We start from the raw sequence: 25919 nt of genomic DNA, 5'->3' as shown, positions 1-25919 counted from the left end.
AAAGGAAGGATTAGGGAGTGGAAGAAACTGCTACTCCGGCTTTACGCCGCCCGGCCCGCGGGCGTTGCGCGTGGCGGCGGCCGGGCATTTTGAGGATGACGCACTGCCAGGCTGTGGCAGGGCTGTATCTTGCCCGCCTGAATGCATCACCACCCGCCCTATGCCCACCTCTTTCCGCCGCGCCCTGCCTCTGCTCCCGTTGCTGCTGTTGCCGCTGTTTACTGCACCCTTGTATGGGCAGCGCGCTACCAATGGGCCGCCCACGCAGGACCCATTTCGCCGGCCCGAGGCGGTGCCGGTAAGCATTGGTACCTATGAGTCGCATAGCTACCAGAGTGGCATCCTCACTATCAAAAGCAATGAGGGTGGCACCCTGCGCATTCGGCCCTGGGCCGAGGGCGTGGTGCGGGTAGAATACTTTCCGGCCGGCACGGCAGTGCAGGATATTCCGTCCATCAGTGTCGTGCAGGCGCCGGCCTTTCCGGCGGCCGCAAAAGCCGGCAAGCCGCTCGAAACCGATGGAGCGCTGGAGTGGCAGCCCTATCCTGCCATGGGCAGCCTCAGCGTTGTGGTACAGAAAAATCCGTTGCGGGTAAGCTACCGGCGCGGCCCCGAAACCCTGCTGGCTGAAGAGGAAGGCGTATTCCAACGGCTCACCAACGAAAACAGCGGACCCGGCGGCACCGGCGTATCGTTTCGGCTGCAGCCCGATGAGCACCTGTATGGCACCGGCTCCCGCGCCCTGCCGCTCGACCGGCGCGGTCGGCGCCTGACCCTCTACAACGAAGCGCACTACGGCTACCAGAACGGTGACCCCACCCTGAACGTGAGCCTGCCCACCGTGGTCAGCAGCCGGGGCTATATGCTGTTCTTCGACCATATGGCCGCCGCTACTCTCGACCTAGGCGCGGCCAAACCTGACCTGCTGGAATACAGCAACGAAGACCTGCTCAACCTGGGCTATTTCCTGATTGCGGGTGACTCCTACGCCGAAATCCTGAGCCGCTACACGGCCCTCACCGGCCGGCAGCCGCTGCCGCCGCGCTGGGGTCTGGGCCTGATTCAGAGCCGTTTCGGCTACAAGTCGGATACGGAGATGGAGCAGGTAGCGGCCCGCATGCGCCGCGAGAATTTCCCGCTCGATGCGCTGGTGCTGGACCTGTACTGGTTTGGCGGCACCCGGCAGCAGGGCGACCTTGACTGGGACTACACCAAGTTCAAACAGCCGGTGCGGATGATGCGGCGGCTCGATTCGGTGGGGGTAAAAACCATTCTGATTTCGGAGCCCTATGTGATGCGCACCTCCCGCAACGATACCGAAGTGCGCGCCCAGCAGTACGTTGGGACGCATCTGGATGGCTCTGCCTACACCGTGGAGTCGTTCTGGGCCGGGCCGGCCACTATTTTAGATATGTACAAGCCTTCCACCCGCGACTGGCTCTGGAGCTACTACCGCCGCCGCAAAGCCGAAGGCGTGGGCGGCTGGTGGAGCGACCTGGGCGAGCCCGAAAACCACCCAGATGATATGCGCCATGTGTTGGGCGGCACCCGGCAAGTGCACAATGGCCTGGGCCAGGCCTGGGCCGGCATTCTGCAGGAAAACTACACCAAAGAATTTCCAGAAGAGCGGCTGTTTAACCTGGCCCGCTCGGGCTGGGCCGGCATGCAGCGCAACTCAGTATTTCCGTGGTCCGGCGACATTAACCGCTCGTGGTCGGGCTACCGGGCGCAAGTACCCGTGATGCTGGGCATGGCTATGGGCGGTATTGGCTACATGCACTCCGATGCCGGCGGTTTCTGCGTAGGCCCCACCGACCCGGAACTATACACGCGTTGGCTGCAGATGGCCAGTCTCAGTCCTATTCTTCGCCCCCACGGCGAAGGGGTGCCCCCCGAACCGTATTGGTGGCCGGAGCCTTATAAAAGCATTGTGCGCCGCTACACCCACTTGCGCTACGAGTTGCTCCCCTACCTGTATTCGCTGGCCTGGGAAAACAACCAGACCGGCGCGCCGCTGGCCCGCCCGATGAACTTCGGCAACACCTATGTGCTGCCCGAAGCCGTGGAAGTATGGCCCTTGACTGCCGAAGAGCAGGCAGCCGGCTTCCCTAAATCTGACATGGGCTGGGGTGCCGCTGCTTTGCCCTGGAACTGGAACACCACCGCTTCCAGCCATTGGGGCAGCGAGAAGCTGCTGGCCCGCAAGCAGCGCGAATTTGCCGCCGAGCGGGCCCCAGCGCTGGCTAACGTCAATGACCAGTACCTGCTGGGGCCGAGCCTGCTGGTAGCACCGGTACTGCAGCCAGGCCAACGCCGCCGCAACGTGGTGCTGCCCGCCGGAAACTGGATTGATTTTGATACCAACCAGACGTATGCCGGCTCTCAGACCGTTGGAATAGCAGCACCGCTGGCCCGGTTGCCACTGCTGGTGCGGGCGGGGGCCTTTCTGCCGATGACGCCCTACGTGCCCACAACCACCCAGTACCATTCTGACAGCCTGCGCCTGCGCTACTACGCCGACCCCGCCGCCGGCCGCACCAGCTTCACCTTGTATGACGACGACGGCAAATCGGCCCTCACGCAACGGACTGGAGCATTTGAGTTGGTGGCATTCAGCGGCACCACTACCCGTACTCAGGCCGATATTCGCATTGTACCCGGGGGCCAGGGCTACGAAGGCGCCCCGCTCTGGCGTAGCGTAGAGCTCCTGATTCCGCGTGTGGCAGCAGCGCCGGCCGCCGTACTGATCAACAACGAAACCGTGCCGGCTACGGAGTGGCAATTCGACGCGGCCACTGCCACCCTGCGCCTGCGTTTTCTGTTGGAGCGCAAGCCCGTCACGGTATCGGTGCGCGGCCTGCGCCTGAACACTAGCCCCGCCGCCGCCCGACCAGAACTCCTGACCCTGGAAGCCCCTGACAACCGCATTTTCAGCGGCCGGGTAGCGTTGCCCTACACGCTTCACGCGGCCAGCCAGCCCGGCCCGTTGCGCATTCTGGATGCTACCGGCCGCGTAGTGCGCACCCTCACGCTGCCGACTACGGAAGCAGGCTCCCACACGGTTGTCTGGGATGCTGCTGATGCGCAGGGCCGCCCTGTAGCAGGTGGCGTGTACTGGGCCGAGCTGGCCGGCCAGCGGCAGCGGTTGGTAGTGGTGCAACGCTAATCCGTGTACCGCAGGCGCCGCTTCGCATGCTAGTCTCTTACTGCCGCTCCACTTCCGCTACTACATCAAACGTCAGCTTAAAATCGTTGCGAATGGCGTAGGAACCCAGATTCTGAAAGAAGCTGGAGGAATTGTGGTTTATCCCGAACTTGGTTCGGTCGAGGGTGGCAGTGCCTTGGATGCGCAGGCGGCCGTTTGCCTGACGCTCCACAGTGAGCGGAAACCGGACAGGCTGCGTGACACCGCGCACCGTGAGCTGGCCGCTGGCTATGCCCTGCCGTACTTCGCTCAGCACAAAAACGGCCACCGGATATTTCTCCACATCGAAAAAATCCGGCCCACGCAGATGTTCGGCCAGCTGGTCCTGCTCCTGCCGGATGGTGCGCATATCCACCTCAAAGCGGCCATTGCGCAGTAAGCTGCCATCGTAGTTGAAGCGGCCGCGCTGGAACTGTATGGAGCCAGTAGGCGCGTAGGTGCCTACCTCGGCATAGCCGGTCCAGCTGATGCGGCTGGCCTCCAGGTTTACTGAGTAGCTGGTAGCAGTTGGTGGCGTGGCTGCCAGCGTGCAGAAAAGCAGCAGGATAGAAAGGAGAAGTTTCATTGTGTTGTCAGTCAAAAGAGGTGAGGAGGCTGGTTAGCGGACCGTCGATTCCGTTTCAATCAGGCCCATGCCTTTGTAGAGTTTGCCGGTTTTGTCTTTGGCCAGAATGTACCACAGGGCGTCGCCACCATAGAGGCGCTGGGCATTGTCGGCGAAGCGGTAGTTTTTGGCAAACGTGTAGGTGCGGCCGGGCAGCAGTCGGCTATCGGGGCACTGAAACAGCTCGGCAAATTCGGCAGGAGTTTCGCGCATGTTGGCCTGCCACCCAGCGGCGCTGTACCAGATAAAGCTGCCGCACTCCACCACTTCCAGCTCGCCTACTTCCGACCGAATCATGGTGCTGTGTTTCCACACGTAGCCGCCGGGCTTTTCCGGGTTGGGCTCCGGGTAGTTCGGGTTGGGCGTATGCCAGAGCGTGAGGCCCACCGGCACCTGCCGGAGCTTATCGGGCAGCACACGGGTATGGTCGGCCCAGGCAGTGGGGGCTGGCGTTTGGGCCAGCAGCGGGGCAGCCGGAGCGGCGGCTAGACCCGCCAGAAGCAACAGGGTTTTCATGAGGCACTCAGGGGTTGATGAATGACCCAAAGGTGCCCGCCACAGCTCTGCCAAACGCCCCGAATCTGGTATCGGGACGCCCTGCATCATGATGTGGGTCTTATTTGACGCTTCTCAGGCAAGTATTCAAGACAGCCCTACTCTATTTCGGCGTTACCCGGTAGTCGCGCGGGGCCACGCCCGTGAACTGCTTGAAGATGCGGTTGAAAGTGGTTTTGGAGTTGAAGCCACTCTCGAAGGCAATGCCAAGTAGCGTCAAACGCTGCGCGTCGGAAGTGGCCAAGCGGCGCTTCACCTCCGCCACCCGGTAGCCATTCACCACATCGTTGAAGCTCTGACCGAAACCGTTATTGACGGTGAACGAAATCAGGCGCGGGGCCAGGCCGGTATGTGCCGACAACTCGGCCAGCGTGAGCGTGGGATTTAGATACAGCTGGTCTTCTTCCAGCGCCTTGCGGATGCGGGCCACCACCGCCACATCGGCGGCTGGTGGGGTGGCCGCTACAGCCACTGATTCGGCTACCGCTATGCCGGGCCGGCTGCCAGCCGAAAGGTCTTCCAGAGGAGCGGCAGCCGGGGCCGTTTCGGCTTCTTCCGGCACAAAGCGCACGGCCTGCATATCGGCCTGCCGCAGCCCCACTACCCCAATCAGAAACACAACCACCCCCAGCACTTCTGTGGAATAGTCGTACTGATAATACTTATCGAAAAACTCCCGCAGCACCACTTCCGCCAGCCACTGCACGCTCACCACGGCCACCAGCACCAGCAACACCCGCAGCCACTGCAGCCGCAGCTTCGATACTTCCGAAAAATTATCGGGCAGCCAGCGCTGGTAGTGCCGCAGCAGCTGCAGGCTCAGGCCCAGATACAGGGTTAAAGACAGCCACGTGCCGATGAATTCCACGCGGTAGGTATAGGGCCGGTGCACCTGCTCCCAGAACCAGTAGCGGGTGGCATAGGGCTGCAGCCGAAGCCCCCAGTACAGCGCGGCCTGCAGCAGCACCGGCAGAAAGTGCCACAGGTGCCGGGCCCGGAACCGGAAGTCGTGGTTGATGAGGCTGCGCACATAGAAGTACAGCAGCGGCCCGAAGGCAAACGAGTAGTAGATAGGGGCGAAATACCAGTTGGCATTCTGCCCATAGATGCCGGACACGCGGAAAAAGCCATCGAGCAGCCACAGCGCAATGGCCAGCATGAGCAGCGCCAGAAAGCGGTTCGGGAGTCGGTTGGCCGGAGCAAGCCACAGCAGTCCGGCCGCAAATACGGCCTGCGCCACCACGGCCAGCAACACGACAACCAGCGGCGTAAAAGGTATCTGCATAAGGCAGGACGTGGGAAGCCGGTATCTTTGGCCGGCCCTGAAAAATAGCCGTTTCTTTCCGGTTCCTGCATGAAACAGAAGCTCCGCGAATGGCTGCGCCGCTACCTGCCCGCCGAACTGCTGTCGGTGGTGGCTACGCTGGCCGCCGCTACCTTGGCGCTACAGGCCACGCACAGCGGCCTACAGGCGGCGCTGGCGGGCACCTGGGCCGGCAATGTGGCCTATTTCGGGTGGCTGCTGGGTCAGGATATGCTGCTGGCCCGCCGCACGTTGCGGGCCCTGGGCCGCCGGTACACTCTACGTACGTTGGGGCGCAACCTGCGGGCGCTGGCCGTAGAGTTTGGCCTGGCCGAAGTAGCCGACAGTTTCCTCATCCGGCCCGCGCTGATGTATTATCTGCCGCGCTGGCTGGGCAATTTTGCGGCGGGAATTCTGGTAGCCAAGCTGCTGGCCGATGTCACGTTCTACATCCCGGCCATCATCAGCTACGAACTCAGCAAAAACCGCCTCCGCCGCTTCGATAAGCCCTGACGGCGGCATCCGGCGCCGGCAGCCAAGGCCGGACGAGTTGCCCGAAATGTGCTATGTTGGTGCATGCTCCGTCCTTTCTCCCTGCTCAGCGGCCTGCTCCTGCTGGCCGCCTGCCAGCCCAATCAACCCGTCAGAACCGTTGCCGACTGCGACAAAACCCCACCGGCCGAATACACCATTCGCCACCCGGCCTGGGCCGATTCGGCCAGTATCTATGAGGTCAATATCCGGCAGTACACGCCCGAGGGCACGTTTCGGGCTTTCGAAGCACACCTGCCGCGGCTGCAGAAGATGGGCGTGGGCATTCTGTGGCTGATGCCGGTGCAGCCCATCGGCAAGCTCAACCGCAAGGGCACGCTGGGCAGCCAGTACTCCATCCAGGACTATCGGGCTGTGAACCCAGAATTTGGGACGATGGAAGACATGCGCCACCTCAACCAGGAAGCGCACAAGCTGGGGATGCACGTTATTCTGGACTGGGTGGCCAACCATACCAGCTGGGACAGCCAACTCAGCCAGCAGCATCCGGAGTGGTTCACGCGCACCAAAGCCGGCGGGTTTCAGCCACCCGTTTCGGACTGGCAGGACGTTATTGACCTAGACTACAGCAAACCCGAGCTACGCCGCTACATGCAGGAAAGCATGGCGTTCTGGTTGCGCGAAGCCGATTTCGACGGTTTCCGCTGCGACGTGGCCGGCCTCGTGCCCACCGACTTCTGGAACGACACGCGCCAAGAGCTGGAAAAGGTGAAGCCCGTGTTTATGCTGGCCGAGTGGGACGAGCTGTTTCCACCCACTTTCCTTAAGCCCGAGCAGTTCAGCCCCGACACGAAGCTGCTGGAAAAAGCCTTTGATATGGCCTACGCCCTGCGTCTGCACGGCCTCCTGGACAGCCTGGCCACCGGCAAAGCCCCTACCTCCGCCCTCGACAAATACCGCACCGCCGAAAGCCAGCGCTACCCCGGCTCAGTGTACCTCATGAACTTCACGTCTTCGCACGACGTGAACAGCTGGGACGGCTCGGAATATGAGCGGCTGGGCAAAAACGCGCTGCCGCTGGCCGTGCTGGCCGCCATGCTGCCCGGCATACCCATGGTGTACAACGGCCAGGAAGCGGCCCTGAAAAAGCGTCTCCGTTTCTTCGACAAGGATACCATTCCGTGGAACGACTACCCGCTGCAGGACTTCTACACCAAGCTGCTGCAGTTGAAAAAGCGCCACCCGGCCCTGCTCAATGGCGACGCCTGCGCGGAGTTCGAGGCTCTGCCCGCCAGCAGCAGCAGCGAAGTCTACAGCTTTGTGCGCCGCCGCGACGACAAGGCTGTGCTGACGGTCATCAACCTGGGCCGGCAGCCGCACCAGCTGGTACTGCGCACGTTGGGTCCGGGCAACTACCGGGAACTGTTCAGCGGACAGGTGCTGCGGCTAGGCTCCGGCTCAAAAGTGCTGCTGCCGGGCCACAGCTACCGCGTCTACGAGCAGGTACCGCCCCCGCCCCGCAACGGCCTCTGGTAGCAAGAGGCTGATACAATCAAGACAGCACGAAACACTAGGTGCAGCCACCTTAGTTTCCGCCCTAGCGGGCTGGTTTGTCGTACACTGCGGAGTTTATTCCTTCCATAAGCCTACATGCCTGTGTCCGATTCCGCTGTTCACCCCGATGCCCATCTGTTTCAAGTCCGCCACCCGGAATGGGCCGCCACCGCTACTATCTACGAGGTAAACCTGCGCAACTATACGCCGGAGGGCACCTTTCGGGCATTTGAGGCACACTTGCCGCGGCTGGCGTCTATGGGCGTCAGTATTGTGTGGCTGATGCCGATTCATCCGATTGGGGAAGTAGAGCGCAAGGGCAGCCTGGGCAGCCAGTATGCGGTGCGCGACTATTTTGGGGTGAATCCGGAGTTCGGAACGCTCGACGACCTGCGCCACCTCGTGCAGGCGGCCCACGCGCTGGGTTTGCGTGTGCTGCTCGACTGGGTAGCCAACCACACCAGCTGGGACAATGCCCTGGTGCAGCAGCATCCCGACTGGTACCAGCACGATGCTGCCGGCCACTTGGTGCCGCCCATACCCGACTGGACCGACGTGGTAGCCTTCGATTATAGCCACCCTGAGTTGCGCCGCTACATGACCGACGCGCTGCTTTACTGGGTGCGCGAAGCCGACATCGACGGGTACCGCTGTGACGTGGCCGGCCTCGTGCCTACCGATTTTTGGGACGAAGCCCGCCTGGAGCTGGACGAAGTGAAGCCGCTGTTTATGCTAGCCGAATGGGACGAGCTGTACCCGAGCGGCGGCCTGAGCTGGGAACAGTTCAACTCCGATACCAGGCTGCTGGAAAAGGCCTTCAACATGACCTTCGGGCTGCGCCTGCACTACCTCCTCGACCACATTGCCGAGGACAAGCAGCCGCTCCAGGACATCGACATTTACTTGGCGGCCGAGCGGGCTAAATATCCGCCTTCGGTGTACCTGATGCACTTCACCAGCAACCACGACGTGAACAGCTGGGACGGCACCGAATACGAGCGGCTGGGCCCGCTGGTCCTCCCCTTCGCCGTTCTGACGGTGCTGCTGCCCGGCATGCCGTTGGTGTATACCGGCCAGGAGGCAGCCCTGAACCGGCGGCTGGCCTTTTTCGACAAAGACCCGATTGACTGGCAGGACTATCCGCTGCAGGATTTCTATACGCGGCTGCTGCAACTCAAGCGCCGCCATCCGGCCCTGCGCAACGGCGACACAACCAGCCGCTTCCAGCGCCTCCCCAGCCCCAACGAAGACCTCTACGGCTTCCTGCGCCACAAGCAAGACGCCGCCGTGCTCTGCGTCATTAACACCGCCGCCACGCCCCAGATGCTGCCGCTGCCGCCCGAAACCGTTGGCTCCTGGCAGGATATTTTCGACGACACGCCGCTAGCCATTCGGGAAGGCGACCAGCTACCCGTACCAGCCCATGGCTGGCGCGTGCTGGAACGGATATAAGCAGGCTGTCATCCTGAGCGGAGCGAAGGACCTTCTCACATTGAAAAAAATCGTGCTGACGTGAAAAGGTCCTTCGCTTCGCTCAGGATGACCACTTTGCTTACCTTGCCGTGCGCTATTTCCGGCCGGCACCATGCAGTACCTGGCCGGCGCGCTGGCCGGTGTGGCGGCCGTTGCGCACCGTAAGGCGGCCATTCACCAGCACGTATTTCATGCCCACTGAGTACTGATGCGGCTGCTCGAAGGTGGAACGGTCCTGCACGGTAGCGGGGTCAAAAACAACAATATCGGCGGCGAAACCGGGGCGGAGCAGGCCGCGGTCCGCGAAGCCGAAGGTCTGGGCGGGCAGGCTGGTCATGCGCCGGATGGCTTCTTCCAGCGTGATGACGCGCAGCTCGCGCACGTAGCGGCCCAGCACGCGGGCATTGGAGCCGTAGCCGCGCGGATGTGGCACGCCCTGCTGCCACACCCGGATGCTGGCATCGGAAGCCACCATGTTTTGCGGATAGCGCATAATGTTCTGCACGTCGTCCTCGCTCATGCCGTGAAACACCATGCCCGCGTCGTACTGCAGCACCAGATCCAGCACAGTGGCGGCTTCGGCGCGAGCCGAGTGCCGGCGGCCGCGCAGACGGTTTATTTCCTCGATGCTAAGGCCGTTGTAGCTGGGTTCGGGTGGGAAGCTGGCTACTACGGCGTAGCTGAAATGCCTGAGCTGGCGGCGTTTCAGGCGGGCCATCATGTCCGCTTCCACGGCTTTGCGCACGGCCGGTCGTGCCAGCCGGGCGCGCAGCGAGTCGCGGCCGTCGGCCTGCACGGCGTCGGGCAGCAAGGTGCTGAGCGAGGTGGAGCTGGCCGTGTACGGGTACTGGTCGATGGTGACGGGCTGGCCGGCCTGGCGGGCGTCTTCAATCAGGCGCAGCAGGGCGGCGGTACGGCCCCAGTTCTGCTGGCCGCCCAGCTTGAGGTGCGAAATCTGCAGCGGCAGCCCCGCCTCGCGGCCCACGCGCAGCGCCTCCTGAATGGCAAAGGTCACACTGTCGCTTTCGTTGCGCATGTGGGTAGCGTAGAGGCCGTGGTAGCGCCCCGCTGTGCGCGCCAGCCGCACCAGCTCGGGCGTGCGGGAATAGGTGCCGGGCACGTAAATCAGGCCCGACGACAAGCCCACTGCGCCAGCTTGCATGGCGCTGTCTACCAAGGCTTCCATGCGCTGCAGCTCCATTTCTGAAGGCGCGCGGCGGGCCCGGCCCATCACGGCCTTGCGCACCGTGCCGTGCCCCACCAGCGAGGCCACGTTCACCGACAGCCGCACTGAATCGAGCTGGCGGAAATAGCGCCGCAAATCGGGCCGCGAGGAGCCGCAGTTGCCGGTTACGACCGTCGTGACACCGTCGTAGAGGAAATTATCGGCCGTAGGCTGGCGCACTTCGTCGTCTTCGATGTGGGTGTGCACGTCGATAAAGCCCGGCGCTACAGCCAGGCCCTGCGCATCCAGCACGGTGTCGGCAGGATAATCGGCGGGCAGCCGGCCTACCGCCACGATTCGGCCGCCCCGAACGGCCACGTCGCCGAGCGTCCAGGTGTTGCCGGTGCCGTCGTAGAGGCGGCCGTTGCGGATAAGAATATCAGCCCGCAGCGGCGTTTGGGCCGCAAGCAGCCGGGGTAGCAACAAAAACAGCCATAAGCAGGCAAGCAGACAAGTCCGGGGCATAAGAGTAAAGGTAGCGGCGGCGGCGCCGGCATTACAACCGCTGATTCTGCGCTGCCTTTTCCACAAGCCGCTCGATGCGCTGCCGGCGCGTTTCGGGGCGCTTGGCAGCGGCCAGCTGCTGCAGAATCTGCTTGCGCGCACTGGGCGGAAAGGCGTCGAAGTGCCTCCGGGCCGTTTCGTTGGCGGCCAGCGCCGCCGCCAGGTCGGCCGGAATTTCCAGGGCATCTACCGCCTCCAGGGCGGCCCAGCTGCCGTCGAGCTGGGCCGCCGCTATTTTGGCCTGCCCGGCCGGCTGCATCAGGCCTGCGGCCAGCAGCTCCGCCACCCGCTTTTTATTGACGGCCGACCACACACTGCCCTTTTTCCGGGGCGAAAAATAGAGCTGGAACGTGGCCTCATCTACTTTGCGGGGCGCCGAGTCGATCCAGCCGAAGCAAAGTGCTTCTTCCACCGCGTCGGCATACGTCATTTGGCGCTGGCCGCTGGCTTTCTTGTAGAGGATGAGCCAGATACCGTCGGGTTGCGAATGATGAGCCGCCAGCCAGTCGCGCCACACGGAGCGGTTGGGAGCGTCCAGTATTTCCAAAGAGTCTAGCTTGCGGGCCATGTCGTAAAATACCGCGTTTCTATTGCCGGTGCAACCCCGGCCGACGGCATCCGGTTATGTACCTCGTTCTGCACAGTGCCGGACGAGGCACTAAACGAACTGTACGTTTCTGTTTTTTTTCCCCTGACCTATTTTATGCAACACCGTGAACTGGGCCGCTCCGGCCTGCACCTCGCCCCGCTTGTGCTGGGCGGCAACGTCTTCGGCTGGACAGCCGATCAGGCGGCTTCGTTCCGCGTCCTCGACGCGTTTGTGGCCGGTGGCGGCAATGCCATCGATACGGCCAACGTGTATTCGGCGTGGGCGCCGGGCCACCAGGGCGGCGAGTCGGAAACGGTGCTGGGCAAGTGGCTGAAGCAGCGCGGCCGCCGCGACGACGTGCTCATCCTGACCAAAGTAGGCATGGAAATGGGTGACGGCAGCAAGGGTCTCGCCAAAGACTATATCCGGCGCTCCGTAGAAGACTCACTTCGGCGCCTTCAAACCGACTACATCGACCTATACCAGAGCCACAAAGATGACGAGACGCTGCCCGTAACGGAGCCGCTGGAAGCCTACGCCGAGCTGATCAAAGAAGGCAAGGTGCGCGCCATCGGGGCGTCCAACTACTCGGCCAGCCGCTTGCGCGAAGCGCTGGCAGCCAGCGAGCAGCACGGCCTGCCCCGCTACGAGAGCCTGCAGCCCGAGTACAACCTCTACAACCGCGCCGCCTTCGAGCAGGAGCTGCAGCCTCTGGTTCTGGAACAAGGCCTCGGCGTGATTCCCTATTTCGGGCTCGCCTCAGGCTTTCTGACGGGCAAGTACCGCACCGAAGCCGACCTGAGCCAGAGCATCCGCGGCAGCAGCATCGGCCCCAAATACCTTAACGACCGGGGCCGGGGCATTCTGGCCGCGCTTGATGCCGTGGTAGCCGGCCACGCCGGCAGCACGCCGGCCCAGGTGGCCCTGGCCTGGATACTGGCCCAGCCCGGCCTCACGGCGCCCATTGCCAGCGCCACCACCCCCGGCCAGCTACAGGAGCTGCTGGGCGCCACCACTCTGCACCTGGGCCCCGACGAGGTAGCCCATTTAAACCAGGCCAGCGCCTGAGTTGCCGCTATGGCGCCCGTTGCCGTTTTTGTGCAGTGGGCGCCATTGTTTGCGGAGTTTATGAACAAACTCCTTCCAAAATATTGCCATCCGAGGGCCCACGACCGGCAACTTTCATCGATTGTAGCGCCGGATTAGCTATTTTTCGTTCCTCCACCTCCTTGGTCAGGCTTTTTACTGCCGTCTGATACCATCTTTCTCTCCTTTTTGCATGGCCGCTCCCATTACCTCTCCACTTCCGCCTTCCGTCAGCACCCTGCCGGGCCAGGAAACGCCGCGCTATACCTCCGCGCTGGCCTCTCTGACGGTGCTTTTTTTTATGATGGGGTTTATTACCTGCCTCAACGACATTCTGATTCCGTACCTGAAAGCCGTTTTTACGCTCAGCTACGCTAAGGTAAATCTGGTCAACTTCTGCTTTTTCGGGGCTTACCTGATTATGGGCGTACCGGCCGGTCTGCTCGTAAAGCGTATCGGGTACAAGCGTGGCATGCTGGTTGGTTTTCTGGTGGCAGCTCTGGGCTGCTTCCTGTTCTATCCGGCCGCAGCAGGCCGTACGTTTCCGCTGTTTCTGGGGGCGCTGTTTGTGCTGGCCACCGGCATCGTGCAGCTCCAGGTAGCCGGCAACCCCTACGTGGCTATTCTGGGTCCGCCCGAAACGGCTTCGTCGCGGCTTACACTCACGCAGGCCTTCAACTCGCTGGCTACTACCATCGCGCCACCACTGGGCGCGCTGCTCATCCTGTCGCACCTCCCCGATCTGACCAAGCTGTCGGCCGCCCAAACGGCCTCGCTGGACGTCACATCGGTGCAGTATCTCTACCTAGCTATTGGAGCCGTTTTGGTGGTAATCAGCCTGCTTCTGAACTTCCTACAGTTGCCGCATATCCCGCACGCGCCGGCCGAGGCTCACGACACGCGCCGGGCCTGGAATTACCGGCACCTGCTGCTCGGGCTGGTGGGCATTTTCACGTATGTAGGGGCCGAAGTGGCTATTGGCTCGCACATTGTCAGCTACTTAAACCAGCCCGAGGTGATGGACATGGCCGCCAAAACGGCAGGCATCATGGTGATGCTGTACTGGGGCGGCGCTATGGTGGGCCGTTTCCTGGGCATTTACGTGCTGCGGAAAGTGAGCCCGGGCAAAGTACTCGCCGTGAATTCCATCGGAGCTGTTCTTCTGATCCTGATTTCTATCAACACGACTGGCCAGACGGCTATGTACAGCCTGCTGGCGGTGGGCCTGATGAACTCCATCATGTTCCCGGTGATTTTCACCTTGGCCGTTGCGGGTCTGGGCCGCCATACCGAAGATGCGTCCGGCCTGCTCTCAGCTTCGATTGTAGGCGGCGCCATCATCCCGCCTTTGTTCGGACTTATTGCGGACAGCACCATCAGCGGCGGCGGTATTCATGCCCTGCGCTGGGCGTTTGTGCTGCCCGTGCTCTGCTACCTCTACATTCTCTGGTACGGCCTGAAAGGCCATAAGCCCGCTCCCGCTACTACCTAGCGCCTCGGCGCGTCCGCCCCACCTACCTTCACTCAACGCCCTGATTCCCAAAGCCCCGCAACAGGTTCCAGCCTGTTGCCGGCTACTGCATTGCCTTGTATTTTCTCCCGGTTTCTATGGTCCGCTCTTGTGTTTCTGCTATTTGCGCGGTGCTCTTCTCCCTCGGGCTGGGCGTCGGCTGCCAGCGGCTGACACCCGTCGTTCCGGCTGCCCCGCCCGCAACGGCCGGCAGCACTGTGGCCTTTTGGCTCACGAATCCGGATAAGTCGGTGCTGTTCCGGCAGCAGGCGGGGTTGGCCTGGGGCACGGCTGCAACGGCTAGTAGCAGTGCGGTTATTGAGGTGGATGAGCAGCAAACCTACCAGACCATCGACGGGTTCGGCTACAGCCTGACCGGCGGCAGTGCGCAATTGCTGCATGCCATGGCGCCCGCAGCCCGCCACGCCATCCTAAGGGAACTGTTTGCCACCGACGCCGCCAATATTGGGGTGAGCTACCTGCGCCTCAGCATCGGGGCTTCCGACCTCGACGCCGCCGTGTTCAGCTACGACGATTTGCCGGCGGGCCAGACGGACCCCACGCTGGCCCGGTTCAGCCTCGCCCCCGACCTGGTGCATCTGGTGCCGGTGCTAAAGGAAATTCTGGCCATCAACCCCGACATCAAATTACTTGGCTCACCCTGGTCGCCACCGGCCTGGATGAAAACCAACAACAGCTCGAAAGGTGGCAGCCTGAAACCGGAGTTTTACGACGCCTACGCCCGCTACTTCGTGAAGTATATCCAGGGAATGAAGGCCCAAGGCGTACGCATTGATGCCATTACGGTGCAGAATGAGCCGCTGCACCCTGGCAACAACCCCAGCCTGCTCATGCTGGCCGAGCAGCAGGCAGAGTTTGTGAAGCTGCACCTGGGCCCGGCTTTTCGGACAGCAGGCCTCGATACGAAAATCATCATCTACGACCACAACGCCGACCGGCCCGACTACCCGCTGACCATCCTCAACGACCCGGAGGCACGCCAGTATATCGACGGCTCGGCGTTTCACCTCTACGCCGGCCCTATAGAGGCGCTGAGCACCGTGCACAATGCCCACCCCGACAAGCACATCTACTTCACGGAACAGTGGGTTGGCTCGAAGAGTCTGTTTGCTGAAAATGTACCCTGGCACGTACGGACGCTCCTTATTGGGGCGACGCGAAACTGGGCCCGCACCGTGCTGGAGTGGAACCTGGCCGCCGATCCGCAGCAGAATCCGCATACGCCGGGCGGCTGCACCGAGTGCCGGGGCGCGCTTACTATTGCGGGCAGCTCCGTAACCCGCGAAGATGCCTACTACATCGTGGCGCATGCCAGCAAGTTTGTGCGGCCCGGCTCCGTGCGTATAGCATCCACGCTGGCGCCGACGCTGCCCAATGTGGCCTTCAAAACGCCGGCCGGCCAGCAGGTACTGCTAGTTCAGAATGACGCCCGCACGCCCCAATCCTTTCACGTGCGCTACCACGGGCAAGTTTTTACCGCCACGCTCGGGGCCGGGTCCGTCGGGACCTACGTCTGGTGATGCACGACTTTGCAACGGTTCCTCTCTCCCACTTCCTGTTCCTCCTCTCGCATGCAAAATTCCCTCATTCCCCTGGTGCTGGCGTCCTGCATCGGTACGGCCGCCTTGGCTCAGCCAGCAGCTCCCACTACATCCTATTCGGCAGCGGGCCGGCAGGTGCAGGTATATACCACGGCGGCCAACACGCAGCTGCGCATGGCCGCCACGGATAAGCTCACGTTTCAGCCGCAGCCGCAACCTCTCGAAACGCAGCCGACCGTTTTTGTAGACCCAACGCACACCTTCCAGACGCTGCTTGGCATTGGCGGAGCCATGACGGACGCCGCTGCCGAAACCTTTGCCAAACTCCCAAAACCCCAGCAGCAGGAGTTTCTGCAGGCCTACTACAGCCCCACTGGCGGCATTGGCTACACGCTGGCCCGAACTACCATCCATAGCTCCGACTTCTCGAGCGGCAGCTACACCTATGTAGCGGACGGCGATAAGTCGCTGAAAACCTTCAGCCTCAAGCACGATGAGCAGTACCGGATTCCGTTTATCAAGCAGGCACAGGCGGCAGCGGGTGGCAAACTCACAATGTATGTGAGCCCCTGGAGCCCGCCGGCCTGGATGAAGGACAACAAAAGCATGCTGCAGGGAGGCAAGCTCTTACCGGAATTCCGCCAGACTTGGGCCGACTACTACGTGGCTTTTATCAAGGCGTATGAGAAGCAGGGCATTCCCATCTGGGGCCTCACGGTGCAGAACGAGCCCATGGCCAAGCAGAAGTGGGAGTCGTGCATTTTTACGGCAGAAGAGGAGCGCGACTTTGTGAAGGGATACCTCGGGCCCACGCTCAAAAAAAACGGCCTCAGCGACAAGAAGCTCATCGGCTGGGACCATAACCGGGACCTGATTTTTCAGCGGGCCGCTACCCTCTTCGACGACCCCGAAGCCAGCAAGTACTACTGGGGCCTGGGCTTTCACTGGTACGAAACCTGGACCGGCAGCACCATGCAGTTTGAGAACCTGCGCCGCGTACACGAAACCTACCCCGACAAAAACCTGGTGTTTACGGAGGGCTGCGTTGAGAATTTCAACTACGAGCAGGTGACCGACTGGCGGCTGGGCGAGCGGTATGGCCACTCGATGATCAACGACTTCAACGCGGGCACCGTGGCCTGGACCGACTGGAACGTGCTGCTCGATGAAACCGGCGGCCCCAACCACGTCGACAACTTCTGCTACGCACCCATCATCGGTGATACGAGAAGCGGCAAGCTTATCTACACGAACAGCTACTACTACATCGGCCACTTCTCGAAATTCATCCGCCCCGGCGCCCGGCGCATTGCCACCACTTCCAGCCGCGACGTGCTGCAGACCACCGCTTTCCTCAATACCAATGGCAAAGTGGCCGTGGTGGTCATGAACAGCACCGAAAAAGAGCAGCCGTTTCAGCTCTGGATGAAGGGCCAGGCTGCCCAGGCCACCAGCCGGCCCCATTCCATCATGACGATAGTGGTGAACTAGGACACCTGCTTTTCAGGAATGGAATGCCGGTGCCGGGTGCTTCGCACGCTGAAGGCATAGCATCCGGGCAATGGATGTTGCCGCTAGTCGCCGAGCCGCAAAAAGCGGAATTCACTGTTCGGATGCCTATTTTTCGGGCTTCAACTTCTGCTGCTTATGCTACCTGGCCTGTTGCACGTCCACCACATTGCCATTATCTGCTCCGACTATGCCGCGTCGAAGCACTTCTACACGCAGGTGCTGGGCCTGCACATAGTACGCGAGGTGTACCGCGCCGAGCGGCAATCCTACAAGCTCGATCTGGCCCTGAACGGGCAGTACATCATCGAGTTGTTTTCCTTTCCCGAAACGCCACCCCGCCGCAGCCGTCCCGAGGCCGCCGGCCTGCGCCATCTGGCCTTTGCCGTGGCCGATTTGGCTGCTGCCGTAGCACGCTTCGATGCGCTTGGCATTCCCTATGAGCCCATCCGGACGGACGAATTCACGGGCCGCCGCTTCACGTTCTTCTCCGACCCCGACCAGCTGCCGCTGGAGCTGTACGAGGCCAGCGAAGCGTAACCGCCAACGGGCGTTTTCTCTCCACGCGCCGGCACCTACCGAACATGGACCTGGTGGTCTGGTTAAGTAAAAAAGCCGGCAAGGCGCAGCTACTATGCAGAATACAGGATGCGCTTCCGCATCGGCCGTGCTACTTTCGCCCGTTTCTATTTGCCACTGCCGCTCCTATGACCATCCGGGTTGCCACGCCTCACGACCTCAACGAAGTATACCGCCTCTGGTGCCTGCTCATGGACCAGCATCAGGCCTACCATCCGGTTTTTGGCTACCATCCCGAGGCGGAGTTTAAGCTGAAGCGCATGCTGCGGGAGCGGCTCACCGAGCCATACACCCGCATTTTTGTAGCCGATGCCGGCCCCGATGGCCTGGTAGGACTATTGCTGGCTACCTACCAGGTGGGTACCAGCGCCATGCACTTTTTCCGGCGCGGCTACATTGCCGAAACCCTTGTGGAAGTGCCTTACCGCCGGCGGGGCCTGGGCCGGGCGCTCTTTGGGGCCGCCAAAGCGTGGCTGCTGGCCGAAGGAGCCGACCATCTGGAGCTGCAGGTAGCCCTGCAAAATCCGGCGGCGCTCCATTTCTGGCAGGCGCAGGGGTTTGGCATCACCACGCACCACCTGGTGCGGCCCCTTCCCTACCGGCCCTGACGCTCCGCCACCCGCACCAACTGAAAGCCCATCGGTTGCGTTAGCATAGGCCATCGTTTCTGCTAGTGCCTTACCCCTATGCTTCTTGCTGCTGCCATCCAACCCTTCGACTGGAACCGAATTTTGCTTTCTGAGGATGCTCCACCGCTTTTTTTGCTGGAAATAGTTTTCCGATGCGTCGTTACCTACCTCATGACGCTGGGGGCACTGCGCGTAACGGGCCGCCGCGGCGTGCGGCAGCTGTCTTTGTTCGAGCTCAGCATTATTCTGGCCCTGGGTTCCGCCGCCGGCGACGCCATGTTCTACGACGATGTGCCACTGCTACACGTGCTGGTGGTATTCGGGGTGGTGTCGGGCCTGTATCTGTTTTTCAACTGGCTCACCGAGAAGTCGGAGCGGTTCAGTGACTGGCTAGAGGGCGCGCCGGTGCTGCTAGTAGAAGGCGGCGAGATTCAGCTTCGCAATTTCAACAAGCAGAATTTGACGCAAAAAGAGCTGTTTGGTGAGCTGCGCCAACGGCAGGTAGAACACCTGGGGCAGGTGCGCCGGGCCTACATCGAGGCCACCGGCGAAGTCAGCGTCTACTTTTTCGAGGAGCAGCAGGTGCGGCCCGGCCTGCCGATCTGGCCGGAGCGCCTTGGGCAGGAAGTACGCCGCGCCGAAACGGCCGGCTCCTACGCCTGTGCCTGTTGCGGCCACGTGCAGCCGCTGGCCCGCGGCGGTGTGGCCCGTTGCCCGGTGTGCCAGCACGATGCCTGGCTTGAGGCCTGCGACGCTAAGCGGGTGGCGTAGGCGCTGGCCAGACCATCTTATTCCTGCCCTCCGCAGCGGCTGTTTCTCTTCAGGCCGCAGCCAGTCCAGCCGGACACACGGAAAGCTACCGCCCGAAATACGGCTTGCCAACTCTGAGAATTCCGGTGGGTTGCTTCGCAATTCCGCCCGATATTGCCCCCACTATGCCCGAACCAACGCAGCCGCTTCCGTACCTCATCATTGACTTCGATAGCACATTCACCCAGGTAGAAGGCCTCGACGAGCTGGCCGATATTGCCCTGGAAGGCCACTCCGACCGAGAGAAAGTGGTGGCCGAAATCCGGGCGCTGACGGACCGGGGCATGAGTGGGGAGTTGAAATTCTCAGAGTCGCTGAAGCAGCGACTGGCACTGCTGCCGGCGTACCGGCGGCACCTGGGGCCGCTGGTGGCCCGGCTCAAAGGCAAGGTGTCGGAAAGCATTGTGCGCAACCGGGCCTTTTTCGAGCAGTTTCCGGGGCGCGTGTATATTGTGAGCAGCGGCTTCCGCGAGTTCATCGAGCCGGTGGTAGCCGAGTTTGGCATCGGGCCCGATTTTGTGCTGGCCAATACCTTCACCTTCGATGCCGAAGGCCGCATCACCGGCTTCGACCCGGAAAACGTACTCAGCCGCGACGGCGGCAAAATCGAGCAGCTCCGCCGCCTCGACCTCAGCGGTGATGTGTACGTGCTCGGCGACGGCTACACCGACTACCAGATCCGGGAAGCCGGGCTGGCCAACCGCTTCTACGCCTTCACCGAAAACGTAACCCGCGACGCCGTAGTGGCCCGCGCCGATGAAGTGCTGCCTACTTTCGACGAATTTCTCTACCAGAACAAGCTTCCGATGACGCTTTCCTACCCCAAAAACCGCATCAAGGTCCTGCTGCTCGAAAACCCCGACGCGCGGGCCGCCGAACTGTTCCGCCAGGAAGGCTACCAGGTAGACACCGTGCCCGGCGGCCTCGACGAAGACGAGCTGGTACAGCAGATTGAGGGCGTCAGCATTCTGGGCATCCGGAGCAAGACGCAGGTGACGCCCCGCGTGCTGGAGGCCGCCAACCGCCTGATTGCGGTGGGCGCGTTCTGCATCGGCACCAACCAGATTGACCTCACGGGCTGCATGCAGAAGGGCGTAGCCGTGTTCAACGCGCCCTTCTCCAACACCCGCTCGGTGGTAGAGCTGGCGCTGGGCGAAATCATCATGCTGGCCCGCCGCATCCCGGAGAAAAGCGCCAAAATGCACGACGGCGAGTGGGACAAGTCAGCGAAAGGCTCGTTTGAAATCCGGGGCAAGAAGCTGGGCATCATCGGCTACGGCAACATCGGCAGTCAGCTGTCGGTTGTGGCGGAGGCAATAGGCATGCAGGTACTCTACTACGATGTGGCCGAAAAGCTGCAGCTCGGCAATGCCACTAAGTGCCGCACACTACCGGAGCTGCTCCAGCAAGCCGACATCGTGACGCTGCACGTAGACGGCCGCGCCGCCAATATCAACCTGATTGGGGCCGCCGAGCTGGCCCTGATGAAGCCCGGCGCGTTGTTGCTCAATAACAGCCGCGGCCATATCGTGGACGTGCCGGCGCTGGCCGCCGTGCTACGCTCCGGCCACCTGGGCGGCGCGGCCGTGGATGTGTTTCCGTACGAGCCCAAAACCAACCAGGAAAGCTTCGAGAGTGAGCTGCGCGGCCTGCCCAACGTACTCCTGACGCCCCATATCGGGGGCAGCACGGCGGAGGCGCAGCGCAACATTGCTGAGTTTGTGCCGGAGCGCATCATGCAGTACGTGAACAGCGGCAACACGCAGCAAAGCGTCAATTTCCCCAACATTCAGCTGCCCGAGCAGCAAGCCCACCGCCTCATTCACATTCACCACAATGTGCCCGGCGTGCTGGCTCGCATCAACAACGTGCTGGCCGAGCGCCACGTCAACATCCTGGGTCAGTACCTGAAAACCAACGAGCACATCGGCTACGTCATCACCGACATCGACAAGGAATACGAGCCGGAAGTAATTGGCGAACTGAAGCAGGTAGAGCACACCATCAAGTTCCGGGTGCTGTACTAAGAGCGTGTTTGAGAATTCATGAAAACGCCTTTTCCGTCATGCTGAGCTTGTCGAAGCATCTCTACCGCTTCGTCTGGACGTTTTCCAACGAAGCGGTAGAGATGCTTCGACAAGCTCAGCATGACGTTCTTTTTAACTTCCCAAGCACGCTCTAAGCCTTATGCCACTTCGAGAGCTGACCTCCCGCCAACTCTTTCTCGTTCTTCTGTATGGCTACGGCGGCTTTTAGCTGCCGCTGTCAGTCCTGTTTGGGCTTCTGTCGTTGGTAGGCGTGATACCAGCCAAATTGAATCAGCAACTCTACTACGGGCGGCCAGGGCTTACTATCTATGTGGTGTGTAGCCCTTTCATCATTTTTATCCTCACGGTTTCCACTTGGATTTTTGTGGCGCCTGGCTGGAAGCTGGCGCGCCTCGTGTGGGCAAGGAAGTCGCCGATGCATAGCGGCGGCTAACCACCGTTCCAATCCCTACAGCCGCTCGCGCACCTGCGTCAGAATCCGCTCCATTTCGGTGCGCACGGGCGCGTCGTTGCCGGGCATATTGTTGTTGAAGAAGCTGAAAGCCACCAGCCGGCCCGATTTCGTGCGGATATAGCCGCACAGGTTGTGGTTGTTGGTAAGCGTGCCGGTTTTGCCCCACAGCCACGGCTTGCCCGCTACGGGGCGGTAGCGGCGGCGCAGGGTGCCCTGCCCGCCGCCCGCCGCCAGGAGGCTCAGCAGCCGCGCTTCGGGCACTTCCTGGTGCAGCTTGAGCAGCAGGCCGGTCATGGTGCGGGGCGTCACGAGGTTGAGGCGCGAGAGGCCCGAGCCGTCTACCCAGCGCGGCACGTCGGGCAGGTCGGCCAGAAAGAGCTTCTGCATCACCCGGATGGGCCGGATGGTGCTCAGCGAATCCGGGCCGAGGCGGCTGGAGCAGAGCAGCAGCAGCTGTTCGGCCAGGAAATTGTCGCTCACCCGCAGCAGGCGGCGGTACAGCGAATCGACGGGCAGGCCGCGCACCACTTGCACGCTGTCCTGGGGGCGCAGCCGAAACGGCACCATGCCCACGGGCCGGCGCAGCGTGTCCTGGAGCAGCTGTTGCAGTAGCGCGGGGCTGGTCCGGAAGGGCGTTTCATCCACCCATTTTGTGGTGCTCGGGTACGCGAAAAAGCGGTTTTCCAGCTCCGGCCGCCGGATATGGTCGTCGGTGGGGTTGGGCGTGCCGGCGGCTACGGCTTCCGTCAGGGGCCGGAAGAAGCGGGGCGCCACCTGGGGCAGCGGCTGGCCGGCCTGCCCGTAGAAGCGCACCGTGTGCCCGTAAATCGGGAAGGCGCCCCGCTCCGGCTGGTAGTAGTAGTTGTAGTCGTCCCATGTCCAGCCGGGGCCGTAGGCGGGCACGCTGGGAATGGCGGCGTAGAACAGCTTTTCGGGGCGGCTTTGCAGGAAGGTGAAGGCGCGGCGGCTGGGCACGTCGCCGTGCAGCAGCGTGGGGTCGCCGGTGCCCCAGAAAATCAGCGAGTCGTGGCGCACCACGTAGTGCAGGCTGGGCACCGAGTCGGAGAGCATGTGCAGGCCGGCATAGAGGCTCAGCAGCTTCATGGTGCTGGCCGGCGTGAAATACCGGTCGGCATTCAGCTCATACAGTTTCTCGCCGGTGGCGGCATCGGCCAGCGCCACGCCCACATGGTGCTGGCGCAGCACCGGCGACGTAGCAACCAGCGCCTCCAGCCACGCTGGATTGGCCACTTTCTGGGCCGGCATGGCCGCTTTCTGGGCAAGCGCCGGCAGCATAATCAGCAAGAACAGCACCGCCACAGCCAGCGCGCGGCGAACAACGAAAAGGAACGACATCATTCAAAAAGAGTAACGGGCAAAATCCCCGCAACTTGGGCAAAAGCGCAACGGAATTCAACTATCCGGCTCCGATAAGCCCGGGTTTGGATTGGGCCTGAGCGGCCAAAGTATCTCTACCGCTTCGTTGCGTAGGGGCAGGGCTTGTCCCCGCCCGCCATTCGCGCCGCTATACCAATACTCGCTCAACAACGGGCGGGGACAAGCCCCGCCCCTACTGCCACTCTGATCAGTTAGCCAGAGGTAGAGATGCTTCGACAAGCTCAGCATGAAGTTCTATTCAAAATAGCATGACCGTTCTCTCCGCTCAGCAGGACGTTCCATTCACATCAGCAGGACCATGTTTCAAATCCGGGCTTCCGGCAACCTGGCTTCGGTGCCGGAAGTATGGTAATGCATCCTCGCTACTTATTTTCCGTTTCGTATGTCCATCACCAATGAACTGTTGAACACCGTGTTGCGCCACGCCAGCCAGGAAGTGTCGCGCAAAGAGTTTCTGAGCCTGGCCGGGCGCGGCTTGGCTGTGGGCGTCGCGGCCGGCTCGCTGGCCAGCTGTCAGTCGGATACCCCGAAAACCGGGGCCGCCACCACGCCTACCACCGGTACGCCGGCCTCGGAAGTGGAGGCGGCTACCGTGTACGCCGCCCCCGACGGGCAGAAAGTGCCTTCCTCGGAAGCCGTGTCGCCGCCGGCCAAAGTGCCGGCCGGCCTCGACCAGCCCATCGAGCTGGAGGCTTGGAAATCCGAAGTCGACCCCAAATCGGGCCCCACGCCTACCCCGCTGCCGCCCGATAAGCGGGTGGGCTACGCGCTGGTGGGACTGGGCCACCTCACGCTGGAAGAGCTGCTGCCGGCCTTTGGCGCATGCAAAAAGTCGAAGCCGGTGGCGCTGGTGAGCGGCTCGCCCGAAAAGCTCAAGAAAGTGGCGCAGCAATACGGCATCAAGCCCGAAAGCTGCTACAGCTACCAGGACTACGACAAGCTCCGGGACAACCCCGAGGTGCAGGTGATTTACATCGTGCTGCCCAACTCCATGCACGCCGAATACACCATCCGGGGCGCGCAGGCCGGCAAGCACATCCTCTGCGAGAAGCCCATGGCCAACTCCGTGCAGGAGTGCCAGGCCATGATTGACGCCTGCAAAAAGGCCAACCGCAAGCTCATGATTGCCTACCGCATCCAGTATGAGCCCTACAACCGCGAGGTGCGGAAGATGATGCGGGCCAACAAGTTCGGGCCGGTGAAATACATCCAGGCCCAGAACAGCCAAAGCTCCGCCAACCCCGACCACTGGCGCCACAAAAAGGCCCTGGCCGGCGGCGGCGCCCTCCCCGACATCGGCCTGTACTGCCTGAATACCAGTCGCTTTCTGCTCGGCACCGAACCCACCGAAGTATCTGGCTACATGCACAGCACGCCCGGCAATCCGCTGTTCAAGGAGGTGGAGGAGCTGATGTCGTGGCAGATGCGCTTTCCCGGCGGCATTACAGTGGATAGCATCACGCACTACAACACCCACGACTCGCGCTTCTACCGCGTGAGTGCCGAGCGGGGCTGGGTGCACCTCAACAACGCCTACACCTACCAGGGCCAGCAGCTGCAGACTTCGCACGCCGAAGGCCCGGCCAAGCTGCAGAACCAGATTACCATCCCGGCCAAAAACCAGTTTGCCGCCGAAATGGACCACTTTTCGGAGTGCGTGCTGGACGACAAGCAGCCGCACACGCCCGGCGAGGAAGGCCTGCAGGACCAGCGCATCATGGAGGCCATCTACCAGTCGGCGCGCGAAGGCCGCCCCGTGAAGCTGCCCGAAGTGAAAGGCACCGACGTATTCCGCGGCCCCGAGCCGAAGCAGGCGTAGTCTACCCTGTTTAATAGTTGTATTTCGCCCCAGCGACCATCTACTTAGACAGATGGCGGCCGGGGCGAAACGCTTATTGCAGCAGCGTCTCTCCGCTCAAAAAGCCGTTTCGATGAGGTTGTTATTCAGGAAAGCTGCGGCCTTGGAGCCATTGGCAGCGGCCATGGCCAGTTGGCGCATCGGCGAGCTGTTGTCGCCGGCAGCAGAAACGCCTTCCACCGAGGTCCGACCCACTTCGTCCACTTTGAGCAGGCCCTGCTCGGTCAGGGCGCAGCCGAGCTGCTGGTGCAGCGTACCGGGCAGCGTGAACGGCACGCGGGCATACAGCGCCGTGAGCGGTTCCCGCGTGCCATCAGTCAGCCGCAGGTGATGCAGCTGGCAGGCTTCGTGCTCAATTTCTGCCAGGGGCGTTTCAATGAGGCGGATGTTGTGGGCTACTAACTGGCGCGTTTGCTCCGCTGATAAAGTGGAAGGCCCATCCGTAAACAGACGCAGGTCGGGCGTCCAGTGCCGGATAAGCCGGGCCAGCTCGAAGCCTCCGTCCCCGTTGCCCAACACGCCCAGCGGCCGGTCGTGTACTTCATAGCCGTGGCAATACGGGCAGTGCAGCACCGATACACCCCAGCTTTCCGCGAATCCGGGTAGGCTGGGCAGGTGGTCTTGAAGGCCAGTAGCCAGCAGCACCCGCTTGCTGCGGAAGATCCGGCCATCATCAGTAGTCAACTCAAAACCCGCTTCAACCTTGCGGGCCTCCACCACGGAAGCCGAGTGTATAGCAACGGTTGGGTAAGCCTGCAGCTGAGCGCGGCCGAGGGCCAGCAGTTGGGCGGGCGTTTCGCCGTCGCGGGTGAAAAAGTTGTGCGAATGGGGCGTCTGGCGGTTGCAGGGGCGGCCGGCATCCAGCACCAGCACCCGGCGCAGCGCGCGCCCCAGCGTGAGGGCGGCACTCAGGCCCGCCGTGCTGCCACCCACAATTACTACATCAACACTCGAGTCTGGCTCCATCAGGAA

The 25919-nt window shown here is 62.2% G+C and carries 20 protein-coding genes; 13 read left to right on the top strand and 7 right to left on the bottom strand.

What is annotated here, in order from left to right:
- Positions 1-160 precede the first annotated feature (160 nt).
- A complete protein-coding gene (locus IC231_RS07635; RefSeq protein ID WP_190783887.1) occupies positions 161-3166 on the top strand; it encodes a TIM-barrel domain-containing protein in 3006 nt (1001 codons plus the stop codon).
- 37 nt (positions 3167-3203) lie between these two features.
- Here IC231_RS07635 and IC231_RS07630 read toward each other — a convergent pair whose 3' ends face one another.
- The 3 genes from IC231_RS07630 to IC231_RS07620 all read right to left on the bottom strand — a co-directional run bounded on the left by IC231_RS07630 (position 3204) and on the right by IC231_RS07620 (position 5649).
- Positions 3204-3770, bottom strand: coding sequence for a YceI family protein (locus IC231_RS07630; RefSeq protein WP_190783886.1), 567 nt, complete (start codon positions 3768-3770; stop codon positions 3204-3206).
- Positions 3771-3803: 33 nt separating this feature from the next.
- Positions 3804-4325 carry a hypothetical protein gene (locus IC231_RS07625; protein ID WP_190783885.1) on the bottom strand — a complete coding sequence of 174 codons (522 nt, stop codon included), beginning with the start codon at positions 4323-4325 and terminating at the stop codon, positions 3804-3806.
- Positions 4326-4467: 142 nt separating this feature from the next.
- Complete coding sequence (locus IC231_RS07620) at positions 4468-5649, bottom strand: helix-turn-helix domain-containing protein (protein WP_190783884.1); 1182 nt, start codon at positions 5647-5649, stop codon at positions 4468-4470.
- 69 nt (positions 5650-5718) lie between these two features.
- On the opposite strand from IC231_RS07620, the gene IC231_RS07615 reads away from it, so the two are divergent.
- The 3 genes from IC231_RS07615 (at position 5719) to IC231_RS07605 (ending at position 9165) form a co-directional block, all read left to right on the top strand.
- Positions 5719-6180 (top strand): hypothetical protein, encoded by a 462-nt coding sequence (locus IC231_RS07615; protein WP_190783883.1) that lies wholly within the window; start codon positions 5719-5721, stop codon positions 6178-6180.
- Between the two features lie 63 nt (positions 6181-6243).
- Entirely contained in the window at positions 6244-7695 is a 1452-nt protein-coding gene (locus IC231_RS07610; RefSeq protein ID WP_190783882.1) for an alpha-amylase family glycosyl hydrolase, read from the top strand.
- A gap of 120 nt (positions 7696-7815) precedes the next feature.
- Positions 7816-9165, top strand: coding sequence for an alpha-amylase family glycosyl hydrolase (locus IC231_RS07605; RefSeq protein WP_211538931.1), 1350 nt, complete (start codon positions 7816-7818; stop codon positions 9163-9165).
- Positions 9166-9280: 115 nt separating this feature from the next.
- Here the strand turns inward: IC231_RS07605 and IC231_RS07600 are convergent, their stop codons facing one another.
- Positions 9281-10876: an N-acyl-D-amino-acid deacylase family protein gene (locus IC231_RS07600; RefSeq protein WP_190783880.1), complete on the bottom strand. Its 1596-nt coding sequence runs from the start codon at positions 10874-10876 to the stop codon at positions 9281-9283.
- A 31-nt stretch (positions 10877-10907) separates the two neighbouring features.
- On the bottom strand, positions 10908-11483 hold the full coding sequence (locus IC231_RS07595; RefSeq protein ID WP_190783879.1) for a YdeI/OmpD-associated family protein: 576 nt from the start codon (positions 11481-11483) through the stop codon (positions 10908-10910).
- A 135-nt stretch (positions 11484-11618) separates the two neighbouring features.
- Between IC231_RS07595 and IC231_RS07590 the strand changes: the two genes are divergently transcribed.
- The 8 genes from IC231_RS07590 to serA all read left to right on the top strand — a co-directional run bounded on the left by IC231_RS07590 (position 11619) and on the right by serA (position 21216).
- Positions 11619-12572, top strand: a complete 954-nt coding sequence (locus IC231_RS07590) for an aldo/keto reductase (protein WP_190783878.1) — start codon at positions 11619-11621, stop codon at positions 12570-12572.
- Between the two features lie 211 nt (positions 12573-12783).
- Positions 12784-14082, top strand: a complete 1299-nt coding sequence (locus IC231_RS07585) for a sugar MFS transporter (RefSeq protein WP_190783877.1) — start codon at positions 12784-12786, stop codon at positions 14080-14082.
- Positions 14083-14198: 116 nt separating this feature from the next.
- The gene (locus tag IC231_RS07580; protein ID WP_190783876.1) at positions 14199-15641 is read left to right on the top strand and encodes a glycoside hydrolase family 30 protein; all 1443 of its coding nucleotides are present in this window, start codon (positions 14199-14201) and stop codon (positions 15639-15641) included.
- Positions 15642-15692: 51 nt separating this feature from the next.
- Positions 15693-17153, top strand: coding sequence for a glycoside hydrolase family 30 protein (locus tag IC231_RS07575; protein WP_190783875.1), 1461 nt, complete (start codon positions 15693-15695; stop codon positions 17151-17153).
- 156 nt (positions 17154-17309) lie between these two features.
- Entirely contained in the window at positions 17310-17711 is a 402-nt protein-coding gene (gene gloA2 / locus IC231_RS07570) for an SMU1112c/YaeR family gloxylase I-like metalloprotein (RefSeq protein WP_190783874.1), read from the top strand.
- Positions 17712-17878: 167 nt separating this feature from the next.
- Positions 17879-18358, top strand: a complete 480-nt coding sequence (locus IC231_RS07565) for a GNAT family N-acetyltransferase (protein WP_190783873.1) — start codon at positions 17879-17881, stop codon at positions 18356-18358.
- A gap of 78 nt (positions 18359-18436) precedes the next feature.
- A complete protein-coding gene (locus IC231_RS07560; protein WP_190783872.1) occupies positions 18437-19150 on the top strand; it encodes a DUF421 domain-containing protein in 714 nt (237 codons plus the stop codon).
- Between the two features lie 164 nt (positions 19151-19314).
- Complete coding sequence (gene serA, locus IC231_RS07555; protein WP_190783871.1) at positions 19315-21216, top strand: phosphoglycerate dehydrogenase; 1902 nt, start codon at positions 19315-19317, stop codon at positions 21214-21216.
- Positions 21217-21685: 469 nt separating this feature from the next.
- On the opposite strand, the gene IC231_RS07550 is transcribed toward serA, so the two are convergent.
- The gene (locus tag IC231_RS07550) at positions 21686-23050 is read right to left on the bottom strand and encodes a D-alanyl-D-alanine carboxypeptidase/D-alanyl-D-alanine-endopeptidase (protein WP_190783870.1); all 1365 of its coding nucleotides are present in this window, start codon (positions 23048-23050) and stop codon (positions 21686-21688) included.
- 421 nt (positions 23051-23471) lie between these two features.
- Between IC231_RS07550 and IC231_RS07545 the strand changes: the two genes are divergently transcribed.
- A complete protein-coding gene (locus tag IC231_RS07545) occupies positions 23472-24908 on the top strand; it encodes a Gfo/Idh/MocA family protein (protein ID WP_190783869.1) in 1437 nt (478 codons plus the stop codon).
- 96 nt (positions 24909-25004) lie between these two features.
- On the opposite strand, the gene IC231_RS07540 is transcribed toward IC231_RS07545, so the two are convergent.
- The gene (locus tag IC231_RS07540; protein WP_190783868.1) at positions 25005-25913 is read right to left on the bottom strand and encodes an NAD(P)/FAD-dependent oxidoreductase; all 909 of its coding nucleotides are present in this window, start codon (positions 25911-25913) and stop codon (positions 25005-25007) included.
- Between the last annotated feature and the right edge of the window lie 6 nt (positions 25914-25919).

Source organism: Hymenobacter duratus (assembly GCF_014698995.1).
GTDB lineage: Bacteria > Bacteroidota > Bacteroidia > Cytophagales > Hymenobacteraceae > Hymenobacter > Hymenobacter duratus.
This window is presented reverse-complemented; position numbering and strand designations above follow the sequence as displayed.